21 protein-coding genes are annotated in these 22,002 nt (G+C 59.3%); 9 read left to right on the top strand and 12 right to left on the bottom strand.

The window, feature by feature from the left end; translation table 11 throughout:
* Window positions 1-44: 44 nt before the first annotated feature.
* The 7 genes from ACSQ87_RS06545 to ACSQ87_RS06515 all read right to left on the bottom strand — a co-directional run bounded on the left by ACSQ87_RS06545 (window position 45) and on the right by ACSQ87_RS06515 (window position 8,489).
* Window positions 45-1,055: a chemotaxis response regulator protein-glutamate methylesterase gene (locus tag ACSQ87_RS06545; protein WP_223429743.1), complete on the bottom strand. Its 1,011-nt coding sequence runs from the start codon at window positions 1,053-1,055 to the stop codon at window positions 45-47.
* Window positions 1,052-3,349 (bottom strand): hybrid sensor histidine kinase/response regulator, encoded by a 2,298-nt coding sequence (locus ACSQ87_RS06540; protein ID WP_436273565.1) that lies wholly within the window; start codon window positions 3,347-3,349, stop codon window positions 1,052-1,054. The genes ACSQ87_RS06545 and ACSQ87_RS06540 overlap by 4 nt, the downstream gene beginning before the upstream one ends.
* Window positions 3,346-4,029, bottom strand: coding sequence for a chemotaxis protein CheW (locus ACSQ87_RS06535; protein ID WP_436273564.1), 684 nt, complete (start codon window positions 4,027-4,029; stop codon window positions 3,346-3,348). The genes ACSQ87_RS06540 and ACSQ87_RS06535 overlap by 4 nt, the downstream gene beginning before the upstream one ends.
* Window positions 4,026-5,300 carry a CheR family methyltransferase gene (locus tag ACSQ87_RS06530; RefSeq protein WP_223429740.1) on the bottom strand — a complete coding sequence of 425 codons (1,275 nt, stop codon included), beginning with the start codon at window positions 5,298-5,300 and terminating at the stop codon, window positions 4,026-4,028. The genes ACSQ87_RS06535 and ACSQ87_RS06530 overlap by 4 nt, the downstream gene beginning before the upstream one ends.
* Window positions 5,297-5,833, bottom strand: coding sequence for a chemotaxis protein CheW (locus tag ACSQ87_RS06525; RefSeq protein ID WP_223429739.1), 537 nt, complete (start codon window positions 5,831-5,833; stop codon window positions 5,297-5,299). The genes ACSQ87_RS06530 and ACSQ87_RS06525 overlap by 4 nt, the downstream gene beginning before the upstream one ends.
* Complete coding sequence (locus ACSQ87_RS06520; protein WP_150654786.1) at window positions 5,833-7,455, bottom strand: methyl-accepting chemotaxis protein; 1,623 nt, start codon at window positions 7,453-7,455, stop codon at window positions 5,833-5,835. The genes ACSQ87_RS06525 and ACSQ87_RS06520 overlap by 1 nt, the downstream gene beginning before the upstream one ends.
* Window positions 7,456-7,766: 311 nt before the next feature.
* On the bottom strand, window positions 7,767-8,489 hold the full coding sequence (locus ACSQ87_RS06515) for a tellurite resistance TerB family protein (RefSeq protein ID WP_436273563.1): 723 nt from the start codon (window positions 8,487-8,489) through the stop codon (window positions 7,767-7,769).
* 186 nt (window positions 8,490-8,675) lie between these two features.
* Between ACSQ87_RS06515 and ACSQ87_RS06510 the strand changes: the two genes are divergently transcribed.
* The 8 genes from ACSQ87_RS06510 to ACSQ87_RS06475 all read left to right on the top strand — a co-directional run bounded on the left by ACSQ87_RS06510 (window position 8,676) and on the right by ACSQ87_RS06475 (window position 18,533).
* Window positions 8,676-9,590 (top strand): LysR family transcriptional regulator, encoded by a 915-nt coding sequence (locus ACSQ87_RS06510; protein ID WP_223429736.1) that lies wholly within the window; start codon window positions 8,676-8,678, stop codon window positions 9,588-9,590.
* A 100-nt stretch (window positions 9,591-9,690) separates the two neighbouring features.
* Window positions 9,691-11,178: a gamma-aminobutyraldehyde dehydrogenase gene (locus tag ACSQ87_RS06505; RefSeq protein ID WP_436273562.1), complete on the top strand. Its 1,488-nt coding sequence runs from the start codon at window positions 9,691-9,693 to the stop codon at window positions 11,176-11,178.
* Between the two features lie 90 nt (window positions 11,179-11,268).
* Window positions 11,269-12,420 (top strand): putative ABC transporter substrate-binding protein YdcS, encoded by a 1,152-nt coding sequence (ydcS, locus tag ACSQ87_RS06500; RefSeq protein ID WP_150654784.1) that lies wholly within the window; start codon window positions 11,269-11,271, stop codon window positions 12,418-12,420.
* A gap of 190 nt (window positions 12,421-12,610) precedes the next feature.
* Window positions 12,611-13,648, top strand: a complete 1,038-nt coding sequence (locus ACSQ87_RS06495; protein WP_223429734.1) for an ABC transporter ATP-binding protein — start codon at window positions 12,611-12,613, stop codon at window positions 13,646-13,648.
* A 1-nt stretch (window position 13,649) separates the two neighbouring features.
* Window positions 13,650-14,597: an ABC transporter permease gene (locus ACSQ87_RS06490; RefSeq protein ID WP_223429733.1), complete on the top strand. Its 948-nt coding sequence runs from the start codon at window positions 13,650-13,652 to the stop codon at window positions 14,595-14,597.
* Window positions 14,587-15,429 carry an ABC transporter permease gene (locus tag ACSQ87_RS06485; protein WP_223429732.1) on the top strand — a complete coding sequence of 281 codons (843 nt, stop codon included), beginning with the start codon at window positions 14,587-14,589 and terminating at the stop codon, window positions 15,427-15,429. The genes ACSQ87_RS06490 and ACSQ87_RS06485 overlap by 11 nt, the downstream gene beginning before the upstream one ends.
* A 50-nt stretch (window positions 15,430-15,479) precedes the next feature.
* A complete protein-coding gene (locus ACSQ87_RS06480) occupies window positions 15,480-16,904 on the top strand; it encodes a gamma-aminobutyraldehyde dehydrogenase (RefSeq protein WP_223429731.1) in 1,425 nt (474 codons plus the stop codon).
* A 144-nt stretch (window positions 16,905-17,048) separates the two neighbouring features.
* Window positions 17,049-18,533 carry an APC family permease gene (locus tag ACSQ87_RS06475; protein WP_223429730.1) on the top strand — a complete coding sequence of 495 codons (1,485 nt, stop codon included), beginning with the start codon at window positions 17,049-17,051 and terminating at the stop codon, window positions 18,531-18,533.
* 110 nt (window positions 18,534-18,643) lie between these two features.
* On the opposite strand, the gene ACSQ87_RS06470 is transcribed toward ACSQ87_RS06475, so the two are convergent.
* Together ACSQ87_RS06470 and ACSQ87_RS06465 are read right to left on the bottom strand one after the other, a co-directional pair.
* Window positions 18,644-19,201 carry a hypothetical protein gene (locus ACSQ87_RS06470; RefSeq protein ID WP_223429729.1) on the bottom strand — a complete coding sequence of 186 codons (558 nt, stop codon included), beginning with the start codon at window positions 19,199-19,201 and terminating at the stop codon, window positions 18,644-18,646.
* A 5-nt stretch (window positions 19,202-19,206) separates the two neighbouring features.
* Window positions 19,207-19,908 (bottom strand): ComF family protein, encoded by a 702-nt coding sequence (locus ACSQ87_RS06465; protein WP_223429728.1) that lies wholly within the window; start codon window positions 19,906-19,908, stop codon window positions 19,207-19,209.
* A gap of 216 nt (window positions 19,909-20,124) precedes the next feature.
* On the opposite strand from ACSQ87_RS06465, the gene ACSQ87_RS06460 reads away from it, so the two are divergent.
* Window positions 20,125-20,637, top strand: a complete 513-nt coding sequence (locus ACSQ87_RS06460) for a BRO-N domain-containing protein (protein ID WP_436273561.1) — start codon at window positions 20,125-20,127, stop codon at window positions 20,635-20,637.
* 119 nt (window positions 20,638-20,756) lie between these two features.
* On the opposite strand, the gene ACSQ87_RS06455 is transcribed toward ACSQ87_RS06460, so the two are convergent.
* From ACSQ87_RS06455 to ACSQ87_RS06445, 3 genes are all read right to left on the bottom strand, one after another.
* Window positions 20,757-21,158 (bottom strand): type II toxin-antitoxin system VapC family toxin, encoded by a 402-nt coding sequence (locus ACSQ87_RS06455; protein ID WP_140677731.1) that lies wholly within the window; start codon window positions 21,156-21,158, stop codon window positions 20,757-20,759.
* The gene (locus ACSQ87_RS06450) at window positions 21,158-21,403 is read right to left on the bottom strand and encodes an AbrB/MazE/SpoVT family DNA-binding domain-containing protein (RefSeq protein ID WP_223429726.1); all 246 of its coding nucleotides are present in this window, start codon (window positions 21,401-21,403) and stop codon (window positions 21,158-21,160) included. The genes ACSQ87_RS06455 and ACSQ87_RS06450 overlap by 1 nt, the downstream gene beginning before the upstream one ends.
* Before the next feature lie 142 nt (window positions 21,404-21,545).
* Window positions 21,546-21,731 carry a hypothetical protein gene (locus tag ACSQ87_RS06445; protein ID WP_008151642.1) on the bottom strand — a complete coding sequence of 62 codons (186 nt, stop codon included), beginning with the start codon at window positions 21,729-21,731 and terminating at the stop codon, window positions 21,546-21,548.
* Window positions 21,732-22,002: the final 271 nt, after the last annotated feature.

Here is a 22,002-nt window from a genome sequence, read left to right as displayed (position 1 = left end):
GGTCACCTGAGTACTACTTTGGCCACGATTGCTGCTAATGATAGTCATTTTGAGAAGATTTCCAGCAATCGTGGCGCTATCTTGTGCAGTGGGCGAATTTCCACAGCCGCGTCGATGGCGGCGGCCGCCTTCGGCATGCCATACACCGCACTGCTTTGTTGGTCCTGAGCGATTGTGAGGTAGCCCTGTTGGCGCATGAGTTTAAGCCCCTGTGCGCCATCGCGTCCCATGCCGGTGAGCAAAACACCCACGGCATCGCCGTTCCAGTAATTGGCCACGCTCTCGAAGAACACATCGATCGAGGGCCGGTAGATCTCGTTGACCGGTTCAGCGGTGTAAGCCAGCGTGCCGTTTTTCAGCAAGCGAATATGATGGTTGGTCCCGGCCAGCAGGACCGTGCCGCTTTGCGGCGGTTCGCCTTCCTGGGCCAGGCGTACGTCCAGGCCACTGGCGCTGGCAAGCCATTCCGCCATGCCGGCGGCGAACACCTGATCCACATGCTGGACCAGCACGATGGCGGCCGAAAAATCTCGCGGCAGGCCCTTGAGCAGCACTTCGAGCGCCGCCGGCCCGCCAGCGGATGAACCGATGGCCACCAAATGCTGGCGCGAGGACGAGTGGCGGTGCGAGCTCGGTGCCGATCGCACCCGATTGCTATGGTCGCCGATCAGCCAGCCAATGTTCATGATCTTGCGCAGCAACGGTGCGGCGGCTTCCTGAGGATTGCCCCCTCCGATAGCCGGCGTATCGACCACATCCAGTGCTCCGTGGCCCATGGCCTCAAACACCCGATGCACGTTCTGCTCGCGGTCGACCGTAACGATGACAATCGCGCACGGCGTATCAGCCATGATCCGCCGGGTCGCTTCCACGCCATCCATCACTGGCATGATCAGGTCCATCAGGATCAGATCCGGCGTGTTTTCAGCGCAACGCTGCACCGCCTCGGCCCCATTACTGGCGACCCAGACCACCTCGTGCGCCGGATCGAATACCAAGGCGCGGCGCAGGGCCTCCACCGCCATGGGCATGTCGTTGACGATCGCTATTCTCATGCACGTGCTCCTCCAATGAGCTCAACCACCGCGTCAAGCAGGGCGTCGTCATGAAAACTGGCTTTGGCTAGATAATAGTCGGCTCCAGCGTCCAGTCCACGGCGACGGTCCTCTTCACGATCCTTGTAAGACACCACCATCACCGGAAGGGATTGCAGGCGATTGTCCCGGCGCAACAAAGACACCAGCTCGATGCCATCCATGCGTGGCATATCGATGTCGGTGATCAGCAGATCGAAATTCTCCGAACGCAGGGCGTTCCAGCCATCCATTCCGTCCACCGCCACCGCCACGTCGTAGCCGCGATTGAGTAGCAACTTGCGTTGCAGCTCACGTACGGTCAGCGAATCGTCGACCACCAGAATCCGTTTTCGCGCGGCTTCAACCACTTGGCTGCCTTGACGGGCAATGCGCTCAAGACGCCCGGTATTGAGCAGTTTGTCCACCGAACGCAGCATGTCTTCGACGTCGACGATCAGCACCACCGAACCATCGTCGAGCAAGGCCCCGGCGGAAATGTCCTGCACCTTGCCCAGACGCTCGTCCAGCGGCAACACGACCAACGTCCGCTCGCCGATAAAACGCTCGACCGCCACGCCGTAAATCGCCTCGCGCTCGCGAATCACCACCACTTTGAGGGTTTGCTGACTGTTCTGGCTCGCCGGACGCTGCAACAGCTGACTGGCCGCGACCAGCCCGACATGCCGGCCTTCGTGCCAGAAATGCTGACGGCCTTCGACCTGGACAATGTCCGCTGGCTCCAGATCGCACATCCGTTCGATGTGGGCCAGCGGAAAGGCATACGCCTCGTCACCGACTTCCACCACCAGACTGCGCACCACCGACAGGGTCAGCGGCACTTCGAGATGGAAGCGACTGCCCTCGCCCGCCGTCTGCTCCAGCACAACCGCGCCGCGCACCTGGCGGACCATGTGCTGGACCGCATCCAGTCCGACGCCGCGCCCGGAGACTTCGGTGACCGTGTCGCGCAGGCTGAAACCCGGCAGAAACAGGAAGGTCAGCAACTCTTCTTCACTCAACTGCGCGGCGGTTTCGGCCGGAGACAATTGGCGTTCGATGATGCTACGACGGACCTTTTCCAGATCGACGCCATTGCCGTCATCGCTTAGTTCCAGCACCAACAGACCGGCCTGATGGGAGGCGCGCAAACGGATCAGGCCTTCAGCGGGTTTGCCCGCCAATAGCCGTTGCTCCGGGGATTCGATGCCGTGATCCACGGCATTGCGCAGCAGGTGAGTCAGCGGCGCTTCAAGTTTCTCCAACACGTCGCGGTCGACCTGTGTTTTCTCGCCCTCGATCTCCAGTCGTACCTGTTTGCCGAGGTCGCGACCGAGGTCACGGACCATGCGCACTTGCCCGCTCAACACATCGGCAAACGGCCGCATGCGGCAGGCCAGCGCGGTGTCGTACAACACTTGCGCCCGTTGACTGGCCTGCCAGGCGAATTCATCCAGTTCGGCGTTCTTTTCCACCAGCAATTGCTGAGACTCAGCCAGTAGCCGACGAGCAACTTCGAGGGCTTCTTGTGCTTCCAGACTCAAGGCATGTTCCTTGAGGTGGACGTTGAGGCTTTCCAGGGCCCGCAGGCCGTTGTTCTGCATTCGCTTGAGGCGTTGCATGGTGGCCAGGTGCGGTTTGAGCCGCAGGGTTTCCACCAGGGATTTGCTCGACAGGTCGAGCAGGCTGTTCAAGCGCTCGGCCGTGACGCGCAACACGCGTTCGCCATTTTCGGTGGTGCGTTTAGCCTTGGGCGTTGGCTCGGCGGGCGCTGCGGGGGGCTGTTCTGGGTGAGCTTCGCCTGCCGGCATGGGCGGCTCAACCTTGGGCGTCGTTGGTTCAAACTGAAGTTCTGCCATCGGCGGCGCGATGGGGGCAACCGTCGCCATGTGTTCAAGCAGCCGTCCCATCAAGACGACGTAAGCTTCGATATCCGCAGGCGCCGGAGCGTTGCTCGGCGTCGCAATTCGCATCAGCAGATCAGTGCCTTGCAACAGTCCATCAATGTATTCGGGCCGCAGGTACAGGCGCCCTTCCTGGGCGCTGACCAGGTAATCCTCCATCACATGGGCGACGCTGACCCCGGCATCGACGCCGACAATCCGCGCCGCGCCCTTGAGCGAATGCGCCGCGCGCATGCACGACTCGAGGTAATCGGCCTGGGTCGGGTCGCGCTCCAGCGCCAAAAGACCTGCGCTCAGCACCAGCGTCTGGGCCTCGGCTTCCAGACTGAACAGTTCCAGCAAAGAGGCGTCGCGCATTTGCTCGGGGGTCATGTGAGGCTCCGGGTCACGGCGGACAGCAGCTGTTCTTCATCCAGCCAACGCAGGCTGCGACCTTTGAATTGCAACACGCCACGGGTGTATTTGGCGCTGGCCTGCGTGCCGGGGCGGGACGCTGCCTCGAGGATGCGTTCGTCGATGGCGTGAATCCCGTCCACTTCATCCACCGGCACCACCACCGGCCCGCCGTGGGCGGCGATGATCAGCATGCGCGGCATGACCCGCGCGCCGGACGCCACGCTGCTGGCGCCGTCGAGCCCGAGCAATTCCACCAGCGACAGGCACGCCACCAACGCGCCGCGCACATTCGCCACGCCGAGCAAGGCCCGGGAGCGTTGGTGCGGCAAGGAGTGAATCGCTTGCAGCGGCGCCACCTCCACCAGACTACGAGTGGCAAGGGCCAGCCATTCTTCGCCCAGACGGAACATCAGCAGCGAACGGGTCTTCACCTCGCTCTCGACCGCCGTGGAGACTTGCCAGCGGTCTTCCTGCCGCAACGCGTAGCGGTCGAGCAAGCGCGTCGCAGCGGCCGAATACACCGCGCAATTGCGGCAGTGAATGTGATCGTTCAGCAGCGGGCAGGACTTGTCGCCGTGGATACCGATGCGGTTCCAGCAGTCGTCGATGGCCTGGGCATCTTCATGGGTGAGGCTAAAGGTGTCGGCGGCATTCATCGGTTACGCTCACTGTCAGCGGCGCGCTCGCTGCGGGCGGCGCGGTCCTGCAATCGTCTGGCTCCCGCCGTGTCGCCCAAGGATTGCAGCAACGCCGCCAGGTGCATCAACGCGTCGGGATGTTGCGGGTCGAGGTACAACGCCTTGCGATAAAACCCTTGAGCCTCAAGGACTCTGCCGGCGACATCGCTGAGCAAGCCCAGCCAGTAAAAGACCTGGGCCACTGGTTCATGACTGCGCAAATAGCTATCGCACGCGGCGCGGGCCTCGGCACTTTTGCCTTCGTTGGCCAGCGCGGCGATGTTCGCCAGCAGTGTGGCGGTGTCCGGGTTGGCGACTTTCGTCACGACAGGCAGCGGCGCTACCGTTGCGAAGGGCCGGCTGCGAACGGGCGGCGGCGCCACGCTACGCACCGCTTGGTGCACGGGCAGAGGCGTTGGCACGAACGTCGGGGAGGGTTCTGGCTCTGGTGCGCTCTGACGACTGAACGCAAAGGACTGCGGGATGCCGATCGAACGCATGCCGAAACGGCCGAGCAAACTGCCCTCGGCCGGGCCGATAAACAGCACGCCATCCACATGGGTCAGACGCTTGAGCACTTCGAACACTTGCTGCTGGGTCGGCTGATCGAAATAGATCAGCAGGTTGCGGCAAAACACAAAGTCATAAGGCGGCTCGTTGGCCAGCAACGTCGGATCCAGCAGATTGCCGACCTGCAAACGCACTTGTTCGAGCACTCGCCCGCTGAGGCGATAGCCCTCCTCGCCTTCAGCGGTGAAATGCCGGTCGCGAAAGTCGATGTCCTGACCCCGAAACGAATTCTTGCCGTACAGCGCGCGCCGGGCTTTTTCCACCGACAACGGGCTGACGTCCATGCCTTCGACCTTGAACTGGTGCGGCTGTAGCCCGGCATCGAGCAACGCCATGGCGATGGAATACGGTTCTTCACCGGTGGAACACGGCAGGCTGAGAATCCGCAGCGCGCGCATATTGTTGATGTCGCTCAGGCGTTTGGCGGCGAGTTTCGCCAACGTGGCGAAGGATTCCGGGTAACGGAAAAACCAGGTCTCGGGGACAATCACCGCTTCGATCAGCGCCTGCTGCTCGTCCTGCGAACCCTGCAAGGTGTGCCAGTATTCATCGACCGTCAGCGCTTTGGATGCCGTGCTGCGCTGGCGCACCGCACGCTCGATGATCGCCGGGCCCACCGAGGTCACGTCGAGACCGATGCGCTCTTTGAGGAAATCGAAAAAACGCTGATCGCTGCTCATGGCCGCTCCTCAAACAGCGCCAGGTCCAACGGCTGCAACGGAAACAGCAGCGCGCGAACCTTCTCGTCCAGCAGATCGGCGACCCGCACCCATTGCAGCAAACCCTGGGTATCTTCGCGCACCGGCCCAAGGTACGGCGCCTGGCGATTGTCCAGGCCATAGGGCTGAAAATCCGCCGGGTTGCAGCGCAAGGTATCGGTGGCCTGTTCCAGAATCAGCCCGAGCAATTGCGCCTCAGCAGTCTCATCTGGACGGTAATTAACCAGCACCAAGCGCGTGCTGGTGCGGGCCTGGGCCGGTTGGCCAAACGTCAGCGCACTGAGGTCGATCACCGGCACCACCGCGCCGCGGTAGGCGAACACCCCGGCAACCCATTCCGGCGCGCGGGGAATCGGCTTCAATGGCAGACGCGGCAGCACTTCCGCCACTTCGATGGCCTGCAAGGCATAGCGCTCGCTGCCGATGCGGAACACCAGAAACAATGATTGCAGCGCCGGCTTCACGGCGGTGCGCTTGGCCGTGGGTTCGCTCATCAGACTTTGAATCGCGAAACGCCACTGCGTAGCCCTACGGCCACCTGGCTCAGTTCGTCGATGGCGAAACTGGCCTGGCGCAGGGACTCGACGGTCTGGCTGCTGGCATCGCCCAATTGCACCAGCGCGTGGTTGATCTGCTCCGCGCCCGTGGCCTGGGCCTGCATGCCTTCGTTGACCATCAACACCCGCGGCGCCAATGCCTGAACCTGATGGATGATCTGCGACAACTGCTCGCCGATTTGCTGTACTTCGGACATCCCACGGCGCACTTCTTCAGAGAACTTGTCCATGCCCATGACCCCGGCCGACACTGCCGACTGGATCTCGCGCACCATCTGCTCGATGTCGTACGTGGCGACGGCGGTCTGGTCCGCCAGACGCCGCACTTCGGTGGCGACCACGGAAAAACCGCGGCCGTATTCACCGGCCTTTTCGGCCTCGATCGCCGCGTTGAGCGACAGGAGATTGGTCTGGTCGGCGACCTTGACGATGGTCACCACCACCTGATTGATGTTGCCGGCCTTCTCATTGAGGATCGCCAGTTTGGCGTTGACCAGATCGGCCGCGCCCATCACCGAGTGCATGGTCTCTTCCATCCGCGCCAGGCCTTGCTGCCCGGAACCGGCGAGCACCGAGGCCTGATCGGCGGCGGTGGAGACTTCGATCATCGTGCGCACCAGATCCCGCGAAGTGGCCGCAATCTCACGGGACGTCGCGCCGATTTCGGTGGTGGTGGCGGCGGTTTCGGTGGCGGTCGCTTGCTGTTGCTTGGAGGTGGCGGCGATCTCGGTCACCGAGGTGGTGACCTGCACCGAGGAACGCTGGGCCTGGGACACCAGCGACGTCAGCTCGGTCATCATGTCGTTGAAGCCGGTTTCCACGGCGCCGAATTCGTCCTTGCGCGCCAGGTTCAGACGACTGCTGAGATCGCCGGTACGCATTATTTCGAGGATCTGCACAATGCGATTCATCGGAGCCATGATCGCGCGCATCAACAAAAGACCACACAACCCGGCACTCATGACGGCGACCAGCAACGAAATACCCATGATCAGCTTCGCCGCTGCTACCGATGAAATGATCGAGTCAGTGGCCGTCTCAGCCGCCTCCCTGTTGAATTCAATGAGTTCATCCAAATGTTTGCGGCCGGCAGCCCATGCCGGGGTCATCTGTTCGGCGAGTATGCGACGGGCCTGTTCGAAGTCCTTTTGCTGGTAAGCATCAAGTACCGCTTCGAGCTGCTTGTCATATTGTTCGTGCAGCTTTTCAAACTCATCGAATCTTGCCTGATCATCTTCCTCGAAAATGGTACTCCGGTAGCTGGCCATCGAGCGTTGCAGCCTTTCCTCAATACCCTTGTACAGATCCTTGTCAGCCTGGGTCATGCCCCGACCACCACCCAGCCCGATCAGTTGCTGGGTCAACACGTAATCATCGACCCAGGCACCGCGAATCAGGGAACTGTAGTGAATCCCGGGAACACTGTCAGTGCGCACAACGTTCTCACTGGACTCAATCGACAGTAAACGGGAATACGACACGACGACCATCAGCAACATGATGGCGATAATCACCGCAAAGCTCGCCAAGATGCGTTGGCGCAACGTCCAGTTCTTCACAGTCAGTCCTCGGGGAGCGGTTGAAATGTTGCGGAGTATAGCTGAGGGTGGTGTTTCATTTATAAGACTGTTGCCAGGGGTGAATCGGAAGAAACGGGTCGTGGAATGACAATAAAATCTGTGGTGCTGCTGAAAATGCTATCGCGAGCAGGCTCGCTCCCACACTTGACCGAGTTGTCCAAACGGACACGATCTATGTGGGAGCGAGCCTGCTCGCGAAGAACGATGACGCGAATTAACTGACTGCACACCTACTCTGGTGGATCGAGGTTACCCAGAGCCCTCTCGGAACGCGTTTTTTTAAACAACGCTTACACAGAAGCCTGACGCACCTGCTTTTCCAACTCAGCCTTCAACCCCGGCTCAAGCTTGAGCTGACGTGCAAGCTCATCAAGGTAGGACTTCTCCATGAAGCTCTCTTCATCCACCAGCATCACACTGGCGATGTACATCTCTGCAGCCATTTCCGGTGTGCTGGCAGCGCGGGCGACTTCTGTCGGGTCGAGCGGCTTGCTGAGTTCGGCATGCAGCCACTGCTGCAATTCCTGATCGTTGTCGAGCTTGGTGAACTCACCTTCGATCAGCGCACGTTCACGCTCATCAACATGGCCATCGGCTTTAGCAGCGGCCACTAGCGCTTTGAGAATCGCCTGGCTGTGCTGTTCAACTTGCGCCGCCGGTAAGCGGTCGATGGTTTGCGGTTCAGTCTTCGGCGCGGAGCCCTGCTGGGCCTGCCAGTTGCCATACGCCTTGTAGGCGATCACGCCCAATGCGGCGAGGCCGCCATAAGTCAGGACCTTGCCGCCGACACTGCGCCCTTTCTTGCTGCCCAGCAGCAAACCCATGGCGCCGGCCGCCAACGCCCCGCCGCCCGCGCCCGAGAGCAAACTGCCGAGGCCGCCCGAACCACCGCTGCCGCCGAGCAATCCGCCCAAGCCACCGCCAGAGGTCTTGTTTTGTGAGCCGCCGGCCTTGTTCTGCAACATGTCCTGACCGGACTTGAGTAGCTGATCGAGCAATCCACGCGTGTTCATTTGCCGCCTCCAAAAAGGGGTTAACCGGATCAATAAGGCCTCCAGCCTAGATCGAAAGTGCCCGGCATTCGGGGGCGAGAGTGCTTCGAGATGTTGCGCAGCGCCGTTCAGCTGACCGCGGCCATTCAGAAAAATGGATATACACTCAAGCAAATCTATAAAAACCGCTCACCGGGTACTTTATCCATGATGACCTTGCGTCAGATCCGTCACTTCATCGCCGTGGCCGAGACCGGCTCGATCTCCGCCGCGGCACAAACCGCGTTCATTTCTCAGTCCACCTTGACCCTGGCCATCCAGCAATTGGAGCAGGAAATCGGCGTCGGCCTGTTCAACCGTCACGCCAAGGGCATGACGCTGACCCACCAGGGCCACCAATTCCTACGCCAGGCGCACCTGATTCTGGCGACGGTGGACAACGCCAAACGCAGCCTGCAACAGAGCACCGATCAAGTCGCCGGGCAGTTGATCATCGGCGTGACCAGCCTGGTGGCCGGTTACTACCTTGCGGATCTACTCACCCGTTTCCAGCGCGCCTACCCCAATGTCGAGATCCGGGTGATGGAGGACGAGCGCCCTTACATTGAGCATTTGCTGGTCAGCGGTGAGATCGATGTCGGGGTGTTGATCCTCTCCAACCTCGAAGACCGCCACGCCTTGCAGACCGAAGTGCTGACCCACTCGCCGCACCGGTTATGGCTGCCGGCCCAGCATCCGCTGCTGGAACACGACAGCATCAATCTCGCCGACGTGGCCCGTGAGCCGTTGATTCAGCTGAACGTCGATGAAATGGACCGTAACGCCCAGCGCATGTGGGCGGCGGCTTCGCTGCAACCGCGCATCACCTTAAAAACGGCGTCGACGGAAGCGGTACGAAGCCTGGTGGCAGCGGGGTTGGGCGTGTCGATCCAGCCAGACATGACTTACCGCCCGTGGTCACTGGAGGGCGACATCATCGAAGCGCGCCCGATCGCCGACCTGAGCCAGACGTTGGACGTCGGCCTGGCCTGGCGTCGTGGCACCGCGCGCCCAGCGCTGGTGGACCCATTCCTGACCGTTGCCCGCGAGCAACCCCATGGCGGGCGCAAGCCATCTATTTAATCGAACGCCACCTTCAGTATTTAGTATTTGTCGACCTCGGGTGCGGCGCCTAGTCTTGGTACATCTATAAGACGGCCGCGCCCCAGTCACAGGGAGCAGCATGGCCACACAAGAAAAGAGAACCCGAAAAATGGCTGGCGCGCAGACCCCGTTGTTCACCGCGTTGTTGATCGATGGCGAATTGGTCGCGGGCCAGGGGTTTGTCGAACCGATCCTCAACCCGGCCACCGGGGAAGTGCTGACGCACATTGCCGAAGCCAGCACCGAGCAGGTCGAAGCCGCGATCCTCGCCGCCCACCGCGCCTTTGCCAGTTGGTCGCGGACCACGCCGCAACAACGCTCGAACCTGTTGCTGGACATCGCCAACGCTATCGAAAAACAAGCCGACCTCCTCGCCCGTCTCGAATCCCTGAACTGTGGCAAGCCGTTGCACCTGGCCCGTCAGGATGACTTGAGCGCGACGGTCGATGTGTTCCGCTTCTTCGCCGGTGCCGTGCGTTGCCAGACCGGTCAGCTCAGCGGCGAATACCTGCCGGGCTACACCAGCATGGTTCGTCGCGATCCGATTGGCGTGGTGGCATCGATTGCGCCGTGGAACTACCCGATCATGATGGCAGCGTGGAAAATCGCCCCGGCCCTGGCCGCCGGCAACACGCTGGTGTTCAAGCCGTCCGAACACACGCCGCTGTCGATTCTGGCCCTGGCGCCCGCGCTGGCCGAGATCCTGCCGCGCGGTGTGATCAACATCATTTGCGGTGGCGGTGAAGGCGTCGGCAGCCACTTGGTCAGTCATCCTAAAGTGCGCATGGTGTCGTTGACCGGCGATATCGTCACCGGGCAAAAAATCCTTCAGGCCGCAGCAAAAACCCTGAAGCGCACTCACCTCGAACTCGGCGGCAAGGCCCCGGTGATCGTCTGCAACGATGCCGACATTCAAGCCGTGGTCGAAGGCGTGCGCACTTACGGTTATTACAACGCCGGCCAGGATTGCACCGCAGCGTGCCGAATTTATGCACAGGCCGGGATTCATGATCGCTTGGTGGCCGAACTCGGCGCGGCGGTCAGCAGCCTGCGCTTCGCCGGCAAGCGCGACGCCGACAACGAGATCGGCCCGCTGATCAGCACCCGCCAACGCGACCGCGTGGCCAGTTTCGTCGAGCGCGCCCTCGGCCAGCCGCATATCGAGCGGGTGACCGGCGCGGCAGTGCATTCCGGTGCTGGCTTCTATTACCAGCCGACGTTGCTGGCCGGTTGCAAGCAGAGCGATGAGATCGTCCAGCGCGAAGTGTTCGGGCCGGTGGTCACCGTGACCCGTTTCGATCAGCTCGAACAAGCCGTGGACTGGGCCAACGACTCGGAATACGGCCTCGCTTCATCGGTCTGGACCCAGAACCTCGACAAGGCCATGCAGGTCGCGGCGCGCTTGCAGTACGGCTGCACCTGGATCAACAGCCATTTCATGCTGGTCAGCGAAATGCCCCACGGCGGCCTGAAACGTTCGGGCTACGGCAAGGACTTATCCAGCGATTCGCTTCAGGACTACAGCGTGGTGCGGCACATCATGGCTCGCCACGGACAGCATTTGTAAAAGCGCACTACGCTAACAATTAGCCGTAAAGGCATCGGCTTCACCACGTTCAAAACTGCCCCGACCATAATTAAAGAAGAGGGAAACCCCATGTTCGTGCACAAGACCGCACTGCTCAGTGCAATCACCACCGCGCTGCTGGCCAGTGCCAGTATCCAGGCCGCCGAACCGCTGAAAGCCGTCGGTGCCGGCGAAGGTCAGCTGGATATTGTGGCTTGGCCTGGCTACATCGAACGTGGCGAAAGCGACAAGGCCTACGACTGGGTCACCGGCTTCGAAAAGGAGACCGGCTGCAAGGTCAACGTCAAGACAGCCGCCACTTCCGATGAGATGGTCAGCCTGATGTCCAAGGGTGGTTACGACCTGGTGACTGCATCCGGTGATGCCTCCCTGCGGTTGATCGCCGGCAAGCGTGTGCAGCCGATCAACACGGCGTTGATCCCGAACTGGAAGAGCATTGACCCTCGCCTCAAGGATGGCCCGTGGTACGTCGTCAACAAGCAAACCTACGGCACCCCGTACCAATGGGGCCCGAACGTGTTGATGTACAACACCAATATCTTCAAAACGGCGCCGGACAGCTGGAGTGTGGTGTTCGAAGAACAGACCCTGCCGGACGGCAAGTCCAACAAGGGTCGGGTCCAGGCCTACGACGGCCCGATCTACATCGCCGATGCGGCGCTTTATCTCAAATCGAAACAGCCGGAACTGGGCATCAAAGACCCGTACCAGCTCAACGAAGCGCAATACAAAGCGGCGCTGGAACTGCTTCGCAAGCAACAGCCCTTGATCCACCGCTACTGGCATGACGCAACGGTCCAGATGAGTGACGTCAAAAACGAAGGCGTGGCGGCGTCCAGCACGTGGGGTTACATGGTCAACGGCCTGGTGGCGGACAAGCAGCCGGTTGCCTCGGTGATTCCAAAAGAAGGTGCAACGGGTTGGGCCGACACCACCATGCTCCACGCCGAAGCCAAGCACCCCAACTGCGCTTACAAATGGATGGACTGGTCGCTGCAACCGAAAGTCCAGGGTGACCTAGCGGCATGGTTCGGTTCGTTGCCGGCGGTTCCGGCGGGGTGCAAGGAAAGCGAATTGCTCGGCGCCGAAGGTTGCAAGACCAACGGTTACGACCAATTCGAGAACCTGGCCTTCTGGAAAACCCCGCAGGCTGAAGGCGGAAAATTCGTGCCGTACAGCCGCTGGACCCAGGACTACATCGCGATCATGGGCGGTCGCTGAGCCCACCGTAGCAGCTGCCGAGGCACGAGGCTGCGTTGCGGTGTCCGCAGGACCGCCCTCGGGGCCGCTGCGCAGCCCGACGCAGCCTCGTACCTCGACAGCTGCTACGACGCTGTTCATTAAGTTTCAGTTTTTCAGAAGTCCAGGCAGGGGCCGCTGTGAGGCCCTCGCCTTTTTGGAGCACCGCACCATGACGCTTGCAGTCCAGTTCACCAACGTTTCCCGTCAGTTCGGCGAAGTGAAGGCCGTTGACCGGGTTTCCATCGATATCCAGGACGGCGAGTTCTTTTCCATGCTGGGCCCTTCCGGCTCGGGCAAAACCACCTGTCTGCGCCTGATCGCCGGTTTCGAACAGCCGAGTGCAGGCTCTATCCATATTCACGGCGAAGAAGCCACCGGGCTCCCGCCATATCAGCGTGACGTGAACACCGTGTTCCAGGATTACGCGCTGTTCCCGCACATGAACGTACTCGACAACGTCGCTTACGGTTTGAAGGTCAAAGGCGTCGGCAAGTCCGAACGCCAGAAACGCGCCGAAGAAGCCCTCGACATGGTCGCCCTCGGCGGTTACGGCGAGCGTAAACCGGTGCAACTGTCCGGCGGTCAGCGCCAGCGTGTGGCCCTGGCCCGCGCCCTGGTCAATCGTCCGCGCGTGCTGCTGCTCGATGAACCGTTGGGCGCGCTCGACTTGAAGCTGCGCGAGCAAATGCAGGGTGAATTGAAGAAGCTGCAACGCCAGCTCGGCATCACCTTCATCTTCGTCACTCATGACCAGACCGAAGCGCTGTCGATGTCGGATCGTGTGGCAGTGTTCAACAAGGGGCGCATCGAGCAGGTCGACACGCCGCGCAACCTCTACATGAAACCGGCTACAACCTTTGTGGCGGAATTCGTCGGCACCTCCAACGTGATTCGCGGCGACCTGGCGAAACAATTGAGCGGCAATCCACAGCCGTTTTCGATTCGCCCGGAACACGTGCGTTTCGCCGAAGGGCCGCTGGCCAGCCATGAAATCGAAGTCAGCGGTTTGCTCCATGACATTCAGTACCAGGGCAGCGCCACGCGCTATGAACTGAAACTGGAAAACGGCCAGACCCTGAACATCAGCCAGGCCAACGTCCAGTGGCTGGACGTCAGCGCGCAACATCAGACCGGGCAACGCATCAGCGCGCGCTGGGCACGGGAAGCGATGATCCCGCTGCACGACACCGTTGTCGGTGGGGTGTGAGATGAACAGCGTGGCTCTCCCTCAAACCCCGGCCGGCGGCTCGCCGTTGCGCAGGTTTTCCAACCTGCTGTATCGCCGGCCGAACTTTTACCTGTCACTGCTGCTGGTGCCGCCGCTGCTGTGGTTCGGCGCGATCTACCTCGGTTCGCTGCTGGTTCTGCTATGGCAAGGTTTCTACACCTTCGACGACTTCACCATGGCGGTCACGCCCGACCTGACCCTGGCGAACTTCGCTGCGCTGTTCCAGCCGTCGAACTTCGACATCATCCTGCGCACCTTGAGCATGGCCGTCGTCGTCTCGATCGCCAGCGCCATCGTCGCGTTCCCGATCGCCTACTACATGGCGCGCTACACCACCGGCAAAACCAAGGCGTTTTTCTACATCGCGGTGATGATGCCGATGTGGGCCAGTTACATCGTCAAGGCGTATGCCTGGACCTTGCTGCTGGCCAAGGGCGGCGTGGCGCAGTGGTTCGTTCAGCACCTGGGTCTTGAGCCGGTTTTGCAGTTCATTCTGGGCATTCCGGGCGTCGGCGGCAGCACCTTGTCGACCTCGCACCTGGGCCGGTTCATGGTGTTCGTCTACATCTGGCTGCCGTTCATGATCCTGCCGATCCAGGCTTCGCTGGAACGTCTGCCGCCCTCGTTGCTGCAAGCCTCGGCCGACCTCGGTGCCAAGCCACGCCAGACCTTCATGCAAGTGACGCTGCCGCTGTCGATTCCGGGCATCGCGGCCGGTTCGATCTTCACCTTTTCACTGACCCTGGGCGACTTCATCGTGCCGCAACTGGTGGGCCCGCCGGGCTACTTCGTCGGCAGCATGGTGTACGCCCAGCAAGGCGCGATCGGCAACATGCCGATGGCCGCGGCCTTCACGTTGGTGCCGATTGTGTTGATCGCCATTTACCTGACTGTCGTGAAACGACTGGGGGCCTTCGATGCGCTCTGATGCAAAAAAACCAAGGCCAGAAACGCACGGGGAGAAAGCCTCGCTCGGCCTGCGCATCGCCGCCTGGGGCGGGTTGGTGTTTCTGCACTTTCCGATCCTGATCATCTTCCTGTACGCCTTCAACACCGAAGACGCAGCGTTCAGCTTCCCGCCCAAGGGCTTCACCCTGAAGTGGATCGGCGTGGCGTTCTCGCGACCGGACGTGCTGGAAGCAATCAAGCTGTCGCTGCAAATCGCTTCCGTCGCGACGTTGATTGCGTTGGTCCTCGGCACACTGGCATCGGCGGCGTTGTACCGCCGGGATTTCTTCGGCAAGCAAGGCATCTCGCTGATGCTGATCCTGCCGATTGCCTTGCCGGGGATCATCACCGGCATCGCATTGCTGGCGACCTTCAAGACGCTGGGGATCGAGCCGGGAATGTTCACCATCATCGTCGGTCACGCGACCTTCTGTGTGGTGATCGTCTACAACAACGTCATCGCCCGGTTGCGTCGCACTTCTCACAGTTTGATCGAAGCTTCGATGGACCTTGGCGCCGATGGCTGGCAGACCTTCCGCTACATCGTCCTGCCGAACCTCGGCTCGGCGTTGCTGGCCGGCGGCATGTTGGCGTTTGCACTGTCGTTCGACGAAATCATCGTCACCACCTTCACCGCCGGCCATGAACGCACCCTGCCGCTGTGGCTGCTCAACCAGCTCAGCCGCCCACGGGACGTGCCGGTGACCAACGTCGTCGCGATGCTGGTGATGATGGTGACCATGCTGCCGATCCTCGGCGCCTATTACCTGACCCGTGGCGGCGAAAGCGTTGCGGGCAGTGGTGGCAAGTGATTTTCCTGACAATTCCAATAATGAATTTGCGGTAGAAAGAGGACAAAGCCATGCAAACCAAACTCTTGATCAATGGCCAACTGATCGACGGCGAAGGCCCCGCCCAACCGGTGTTCAACCCGGCCCTCGGTCGTGTGTTGGTGGAAATCAACGAAGCCAGTGAAGCCCAGGTCGATGCCGCCGTGCGTGCCGCCGACAGCGCCTTCGAAGGCTGGTCGCAAACCACGCCGAAAGAACGTTCGCTGCTGCTGCTCAAACTCGCCGACGCCATCGAAGCACACGGCGAAGAGCTGGCCAAACTGGAATCGGACAACTGCGGTAAACCTTACAGCGCTGCACTGAACGACGAGATCCCGGCGATTGCCGACGTGTTCCGTTTCTTCGCCGGCGCCAGCCGTTGCATGAGCGGTTCGGCGGGCGGTGAATACCTGCACGGCCACACCTCGATGATCCGCCGCGACCCGGTCGGCGTGATCGCCTCCATCGCACCGTGGAACTACCCATTGATGATGGTCGCCTGGAAAATCGCCCCGGCCCTCGCGGCGGGTAATACCGTGGTGCTCAAGCCGTCGGAACAAACCCCGCTGACCGCGCTGCGTCTGGCAGAACTGGCGTCGGATATTTTCCCGGCCGGTGTGCTTAACCTGGTGTTCGGTCGCGGTCCTACAGTCGGTAGCCCGCTGGTCACACACCCGAAAGTGCGCATGGTCTCGTTGACCGGCTCAATTGCCACCGGTTCGAACATCATTTCCAGCACCGCTGACAGCGTCAAACGCATGCACATGGAACTGGGCGGCAAAGCCCCGGTGATCATCTTCGACGACGCCGACATCGATGCGGCCGTGGAAGGCATTCGCACCTTCGGCTTCTACAACGCCGGCCAGGACTGCACCGCCGCCTGCCGCATCTATGCGCAGGAAGGCATCTACGACAAATTCGTCGAGAAGCTCGGCGAAGCGGTCAGCAGCATCAAGTACGGTTTGCAGGACGATCCGTCGACCGAGCTGGGCCCGTTGATCACCGCGCAACATCGCGACCGCGTGGCCGGATTTGTCGAGCGTGCTTTGGCGCAGCCGCATATCCGATTGATCACCGGCGGCAAAGCGGTTGAAGGCAATGGCTTCTTCTTCGAACCAACGGTGTTGGCCGACGCACAACAGGACGATGAAATCGTCCGTCGTGAAGTGTTCGGGCCGGTGGTATCGGTGACCAAATTCGCCGATGAAGCACAGGTGCTGGGCTGGGCCAACGATTCTAACTACGGCCTGGCCTCGTCGGTCTGGACCTCGGACGTCGGTCGTGCGCATCGCTTGTCCGCACGCTTGCAGTACGGCTGCACCTGGGTGAATACACACTTCATGCTGGTCAGCGAAATGCCGCACGGCGGTCAGAAACTGTCCGGTTATGGCAAGGACATGTCCATGTACGGGCTGGAGGACTACACCGTCGTTCGGCATGTGATGTTCAAGCATTAAAAAAGCTTCGCGAGCAGGCGCATTCCCCTGCTCGCGATGGCCTCACCGCAACACAAAACAATAACCACCGATCCGGGCAGCGCCGTCATGGCCCTGCCACGGTTTCGGACATCCGAAATCTGCCGATTTTCCGGAGCTAACACCATGGATTCAACACCCGAACTCGCTGTACCCGTCGCTGACAGCGACGCCGAGCAACTGCGCAAGCTGGGCTACACCTCGAACTTCAATCGCAGCATGAGCCTATGGGAAAACTTCGCCCTGGGCTTCACTTATCTCTCTCCGGTCGTAGGGGTTTATACCCTGTTCGGCCTGTGCCTCGCCGCCGGTGGGCCACCGATGTTCTGGGCCTATTTGCTGGTCGGCTGCGGCCAGTTGCTGGTGTGCCTGATCTTCGGTGAAGTGGTCTCGCAGTTCCCGATTTCCGGCGGCGTGTACCCGTGGGCTCGTCGCTTGGTGGGCAAGCGCTGGGCGTGGATGGTCGGCTGGATCTACTCCATCGCCCTGTGCGTCACCATCGCGGCTGTTGCGGTGGGCGCCGGTCCATACCTGGCCGCCATGATGGGCTTTGAACCGAGCAACAACACCAACATCGTCATCGCACTGTTCCTGACGTTGTTCGCCACGCTGGTCAACCTCAGCGGCACCAAGGTGCTGGCACGGATCGCCATGTTCGGCTTCCTCTGCGAACTGGTCGGTGCGGTGATCGTCGGCCTTTATTTGCTGATCTTCGAGCGTCATCAATCGATCAGTGTGTTGTTCAACACCTTCGATATCAGCGTCGACGGCTCGTATCTGCCGGCGTTCCTCACCGCCTCGCTGGCGGGGATGTTCCTGTACTACGGCTTCGAGGCCTGCGGCGATGTGGCCGAAGAAACCCCGAACCCGAGCAAACAGATCCCGGTGGCCATGCGCATGACCATCTACATCGGCGGCATCGCGGCGATGTTCGCCTGCCTGGCGCTGATCCTCGCCGTGCCAGACATGCAAGCAGTGATCAACGGCACCGACAAGGATCCGGTCACCACCATTCTCAACAACGCCTTCGGCCCGGTCGGTTCGAAAGTGGTGATGGGCGTGGTCATGATTTCCTTCATCTCCTGCGTCATCAGCCTGCAAGCGGCGGCGAGTCGTCTGCTGTATTCCTACGCTCGGGATGAAATGATCATCGGCAGCTCACTGCTGAAGAAGATTTCCCCTACGACTCAGGTTCCGGTTGCTGCGCTGTTCGTGTCCGGCGTCCTGCCAGCACTGATCATTGTGCTGGGCTTCTTCCTGCAGGATGCGGTGGCAACCATCGTCAGCTTCGCGGCCATCGGTATCTACCTGGCGTTCCAGATGATCGTGCTCGCCGCGTTGTATGCGCGTATGAAGGGCTGGAAACCTAGTGGCAAGTTCACCCTCGGTGCCTGGGGCTGGGCAGTGAACATCGGCGCACTGGTTTATGGCGTCGGCGCGATCATCAACATGGCCTGGCCGCGTACGCCGGATGCGGCGTGGTACATCAACTACGCGATGGTGTTGAGTACTGCGATCGTGATTGGGTTGGGGCTGGTTTACATGTGGCTTGCCAAGCCGTATGACCATGGGACTGCGCCGGCGGGGGATGCTTGGAAGGTTAGTCGATAAGTTTTTTTGCTCCCTCGGCACCGCTAGTGGTGCCGTCGCTGAAATATCCCCTTTCTCACACGCCTAGAGAAAGGGGAGTTAATGACAACTATTGACTGAAGAGAAAACCATCAAAGCAACAGTTCTGCTTGATCGTGCTTCAGCAAAGATATGCGATCGAAAAGCTTGATTTTTTCATCTGCCTTTTGTTTAGCGTAATCCGACATAAACGCAACAAGTTCCTCAAGCTGACTCACATTCCCTACCACCTTAAAAGCTTTTTCTTTATTAACGAAAACGAGAGACTTTTTCTTTCTAGACAACAGCTCAATTACGTTACTCAGTGTTCCAGTACTTTTTGCATCCCATATCATCAAGCCGTAATCCGCGGCCTCGGCCATGACAACATCCTTCGCCGTAAAAAAAGCTCGCGACCCTTTGGAGTGCTTGGTTTCCACTGTTCTAGCCGGCCATTCTCCGAGATTGTTTCGCGGGGCCACGCCACTGCAATAAATAGTAGTTTTAGATCGAGCCAGGCTCAACAGATACTCTTGAATAGAAGTATCGGCTCCGCCTGCGTCACCCACCACGACATCAAACTCTGAATCAACGATATTATTGATACGCTCTTTAACCTTCGGATCAAGGTGTTTGATATTAATAGAGCCCGCAATGAATACAGTTGTCATCTATCTCATTTCCAAGTTAATGCCGCGACGTAGATTTTTCCCACTTTGGGATATTTACGTAAAGCAGCGCAGGCGGCATCCATTGACGCCCCACTGTCAAACAAATCATCAACGACCAAAATATTCCAGCAGCCTGTATTGGTAATTTCATCATTCACACTGAAGCTAGCTCCGATAGCAGCAACCTTTTCAGCCTTAGAATGCAAATCTTTAAGCGATTGCCCCGTAGCGGCCTTTCGGAGTAAATCCGAGAATACAGGCTTCCCTATTATTCGTCCTAACTCCATGGCAACCTCAGTAACGGGTTGTCGTGCACGTACATTCGAAGCCGGCATAGGAACTACGAACCCTACTTGAGTAAGTTTAGGTAAAACATTCGTAGCTACAGCTTGAGCAAGAGGGCCCACTTGACTCCAATCCTTCTGGTATTTGAGCTGGTAGGTTGCCTGTCCTACCTCGGTACGGTGGTTATCGAAACGTGGTTTTCCATGCTCATCTTCCCCTAGAAAGGTACTACTTATCATGTGCTTGTCCAGCACCCATCCCAGGTCCCAAGGACCGTTTATCTGTTTGAGGGATACTTTCAAGGCATTCTCCATTTTTAAACCCTGTCCATAAGCACCGAAATTTCCTTGGCGCTTTTTGACCATAGGCAATGAAAAACAGAGATTCCAGTCAAATGCCGTGTGGCGCTGACTCTCATGCAAAAACAGGAAATTCCTACAGACCGAACTTTCCGGTAAAAGCCCCAATTCCTACAGCATGCGGCGGCAGAGTAGACTTGGCGCCGCGAGCGCCTGAACGATAGGCTTTACCTCGTCGCTGCCAAATCAGCGACCCGGGGTCGAAGCCGGAACACAATCAATATGGCGCAACCGCGCTCCTCTGAGTGGCGGCTCCCTTTTCAACTTGGAGTCGAAAAAATGCTTGAACACACGCTAAATCCGTCTGAAACCCATCCTCATTTCACCCCATCCGTCTTCACCCGCCACAACCGCTTCCTCCACGCCTTCATGCAGGACAACCAAGCCTGGTTCTGCGTCCAGGACCTCGGTCGCCTGATGGGCCGCCCGATGGATCAACGCCTCACCCTGAAACTCGATCCCGATCAGCGTCGATACGTCTGGTTGCTCAAGAGTGGGAAAACAGTCGAATCACTGATGGTCAGCGAATCAGGGATGTACGCCCTTCTGGTGCACCACTTCGTCCCGGAAAACCGAAACCTGCGCCAGTGGCTGAGTAACGAAGTCATACCTACTCTGCGTGAGTCGAAAGCAACATCTGTGGATAACATTCCAAGCCTGAGTTCGTTGCAATGGGGCGGGCTCTCTGTGCCGCTATTGCACTGGCAACAGTCGGCCTGGATCAAGTGGCGGGACATGCCTGATCTGATGCAGGCACAACGGCCGTTCACGATCGTGGGCACTTGCAGTTGAAGGTAGAGTGAAAAAATGAAAAAGGGGCAGACTTCACAGTCCGCCCCTTTTGTTAGCCTTCCCCTCAAAACCTCCACGAATAGCCATCTCGGCAGGTTTATCCGTTGAGACAGAAAGTCTCAGGCCGGCACTATCAATTCAACCGAAGGAAAATAGCTGCGGTAACGCTTGGCATCCCGAGTCAGTAGCGGCAGCTTTTTCACTGCGGCATGCGCACCGATGAAAAAATCCGCCAAAACGTTACTTTTTCCGCCGCCTACTTTCCGGTAACGAACAAAGGCCTTTCCTGCCAAAAACAAGGCGGGACGCGGGACTTCCCGCATCGCCAAACCGAGCTGTGTAACCGCATCATCCAGCGCTTCAAACGTGGTGAATGTATGGGACAGTTCGGCGTAAATAATCGGATTGATGGCCAATTCATGAATCTGGGATTGAGCACGTAGCTGTTGAATGGACCAGTCAGCCCAGACGGGGTCGTCTTCCAGAACATCAATCAACACATTCGTGTCGACCAATATCATCAGTCCTCACCTCGCAGCAATGCCATCAAATCGTCGGTTCGCCATTTGATATCCGCTTTACCACGCGCAGCCTCAAATCGGTCGAGTGTGGCTGTCTTGTCGGCTACTGCCTTATGGCTGTGCAGCACCACCTCGCCTTGCGCGTTGACACTAAACTCTATGGCCGAACCTGGTGTCAGGTGCAGCGCGTCGCGAATAGGCTTGGGAATAGTGACCTGCCCTTTGCTGGTCATGGTTGTCGTCATGATGCTCTCCTGGAGTATTACTCTGCCGTGAAACGTAATACTTGGCGTGCAAGTCTGCAACCGCCGCTCATCGTAGTCGGGTTCCTACCGCTCTGTAGGATCTGACCGCGACACCTGTGTCACGGCCAAAGCCTTCTCCTTTTCAAAACCGCGAAACACTCCTCATCGCATCCACCAGATACCGCATCGCAATCTGGTCGCTTTCCGACAGCTCCCGATAGCGCTCCAACAACTTCATCTCGTCCGAACTGACCCGACGCCTTCGGCGCACAGTGGTCAGGCAAGGAAGGATTCCCAGCAACTGGGTGATGCCTTGTACTTTCGTCATGGACGATGTCCTTCTATAAGCCCGAGAAAACTTCAAAAACCGCATCGCCCTCTCCTTTTTGTCAGTCGCCGGCCTGAAGGGCAGAAACCGGTCATGACCACAGAATAGAAACTATCCGGGCGCTGAAAAGCGGTTTTTAGAGTAATTAGTCAAAAAAAGCAGAAATGCCCTATAAATCAGAAAGTACTGTCGGAAAACTTAACCGACATTTCTTGTTTCATTGCCGCGAAGCCAAAGTGCTACCAATCATTTTTTGTACGCAACCGAACGG

The organism is Pseudomonas sp. LjRoot277, assembly GCF_964253845.1.
GTDB lineage: Bacteria > Pseudomonadota > Gammaproteobacteria > Pseudomonadales > Pseudomonadaceae > Aquipseudomonas.
Note: the sequence above shows the minus strand (reverse complement) of the source record. Positions and strands in the feature narration are given on the sequence as shown.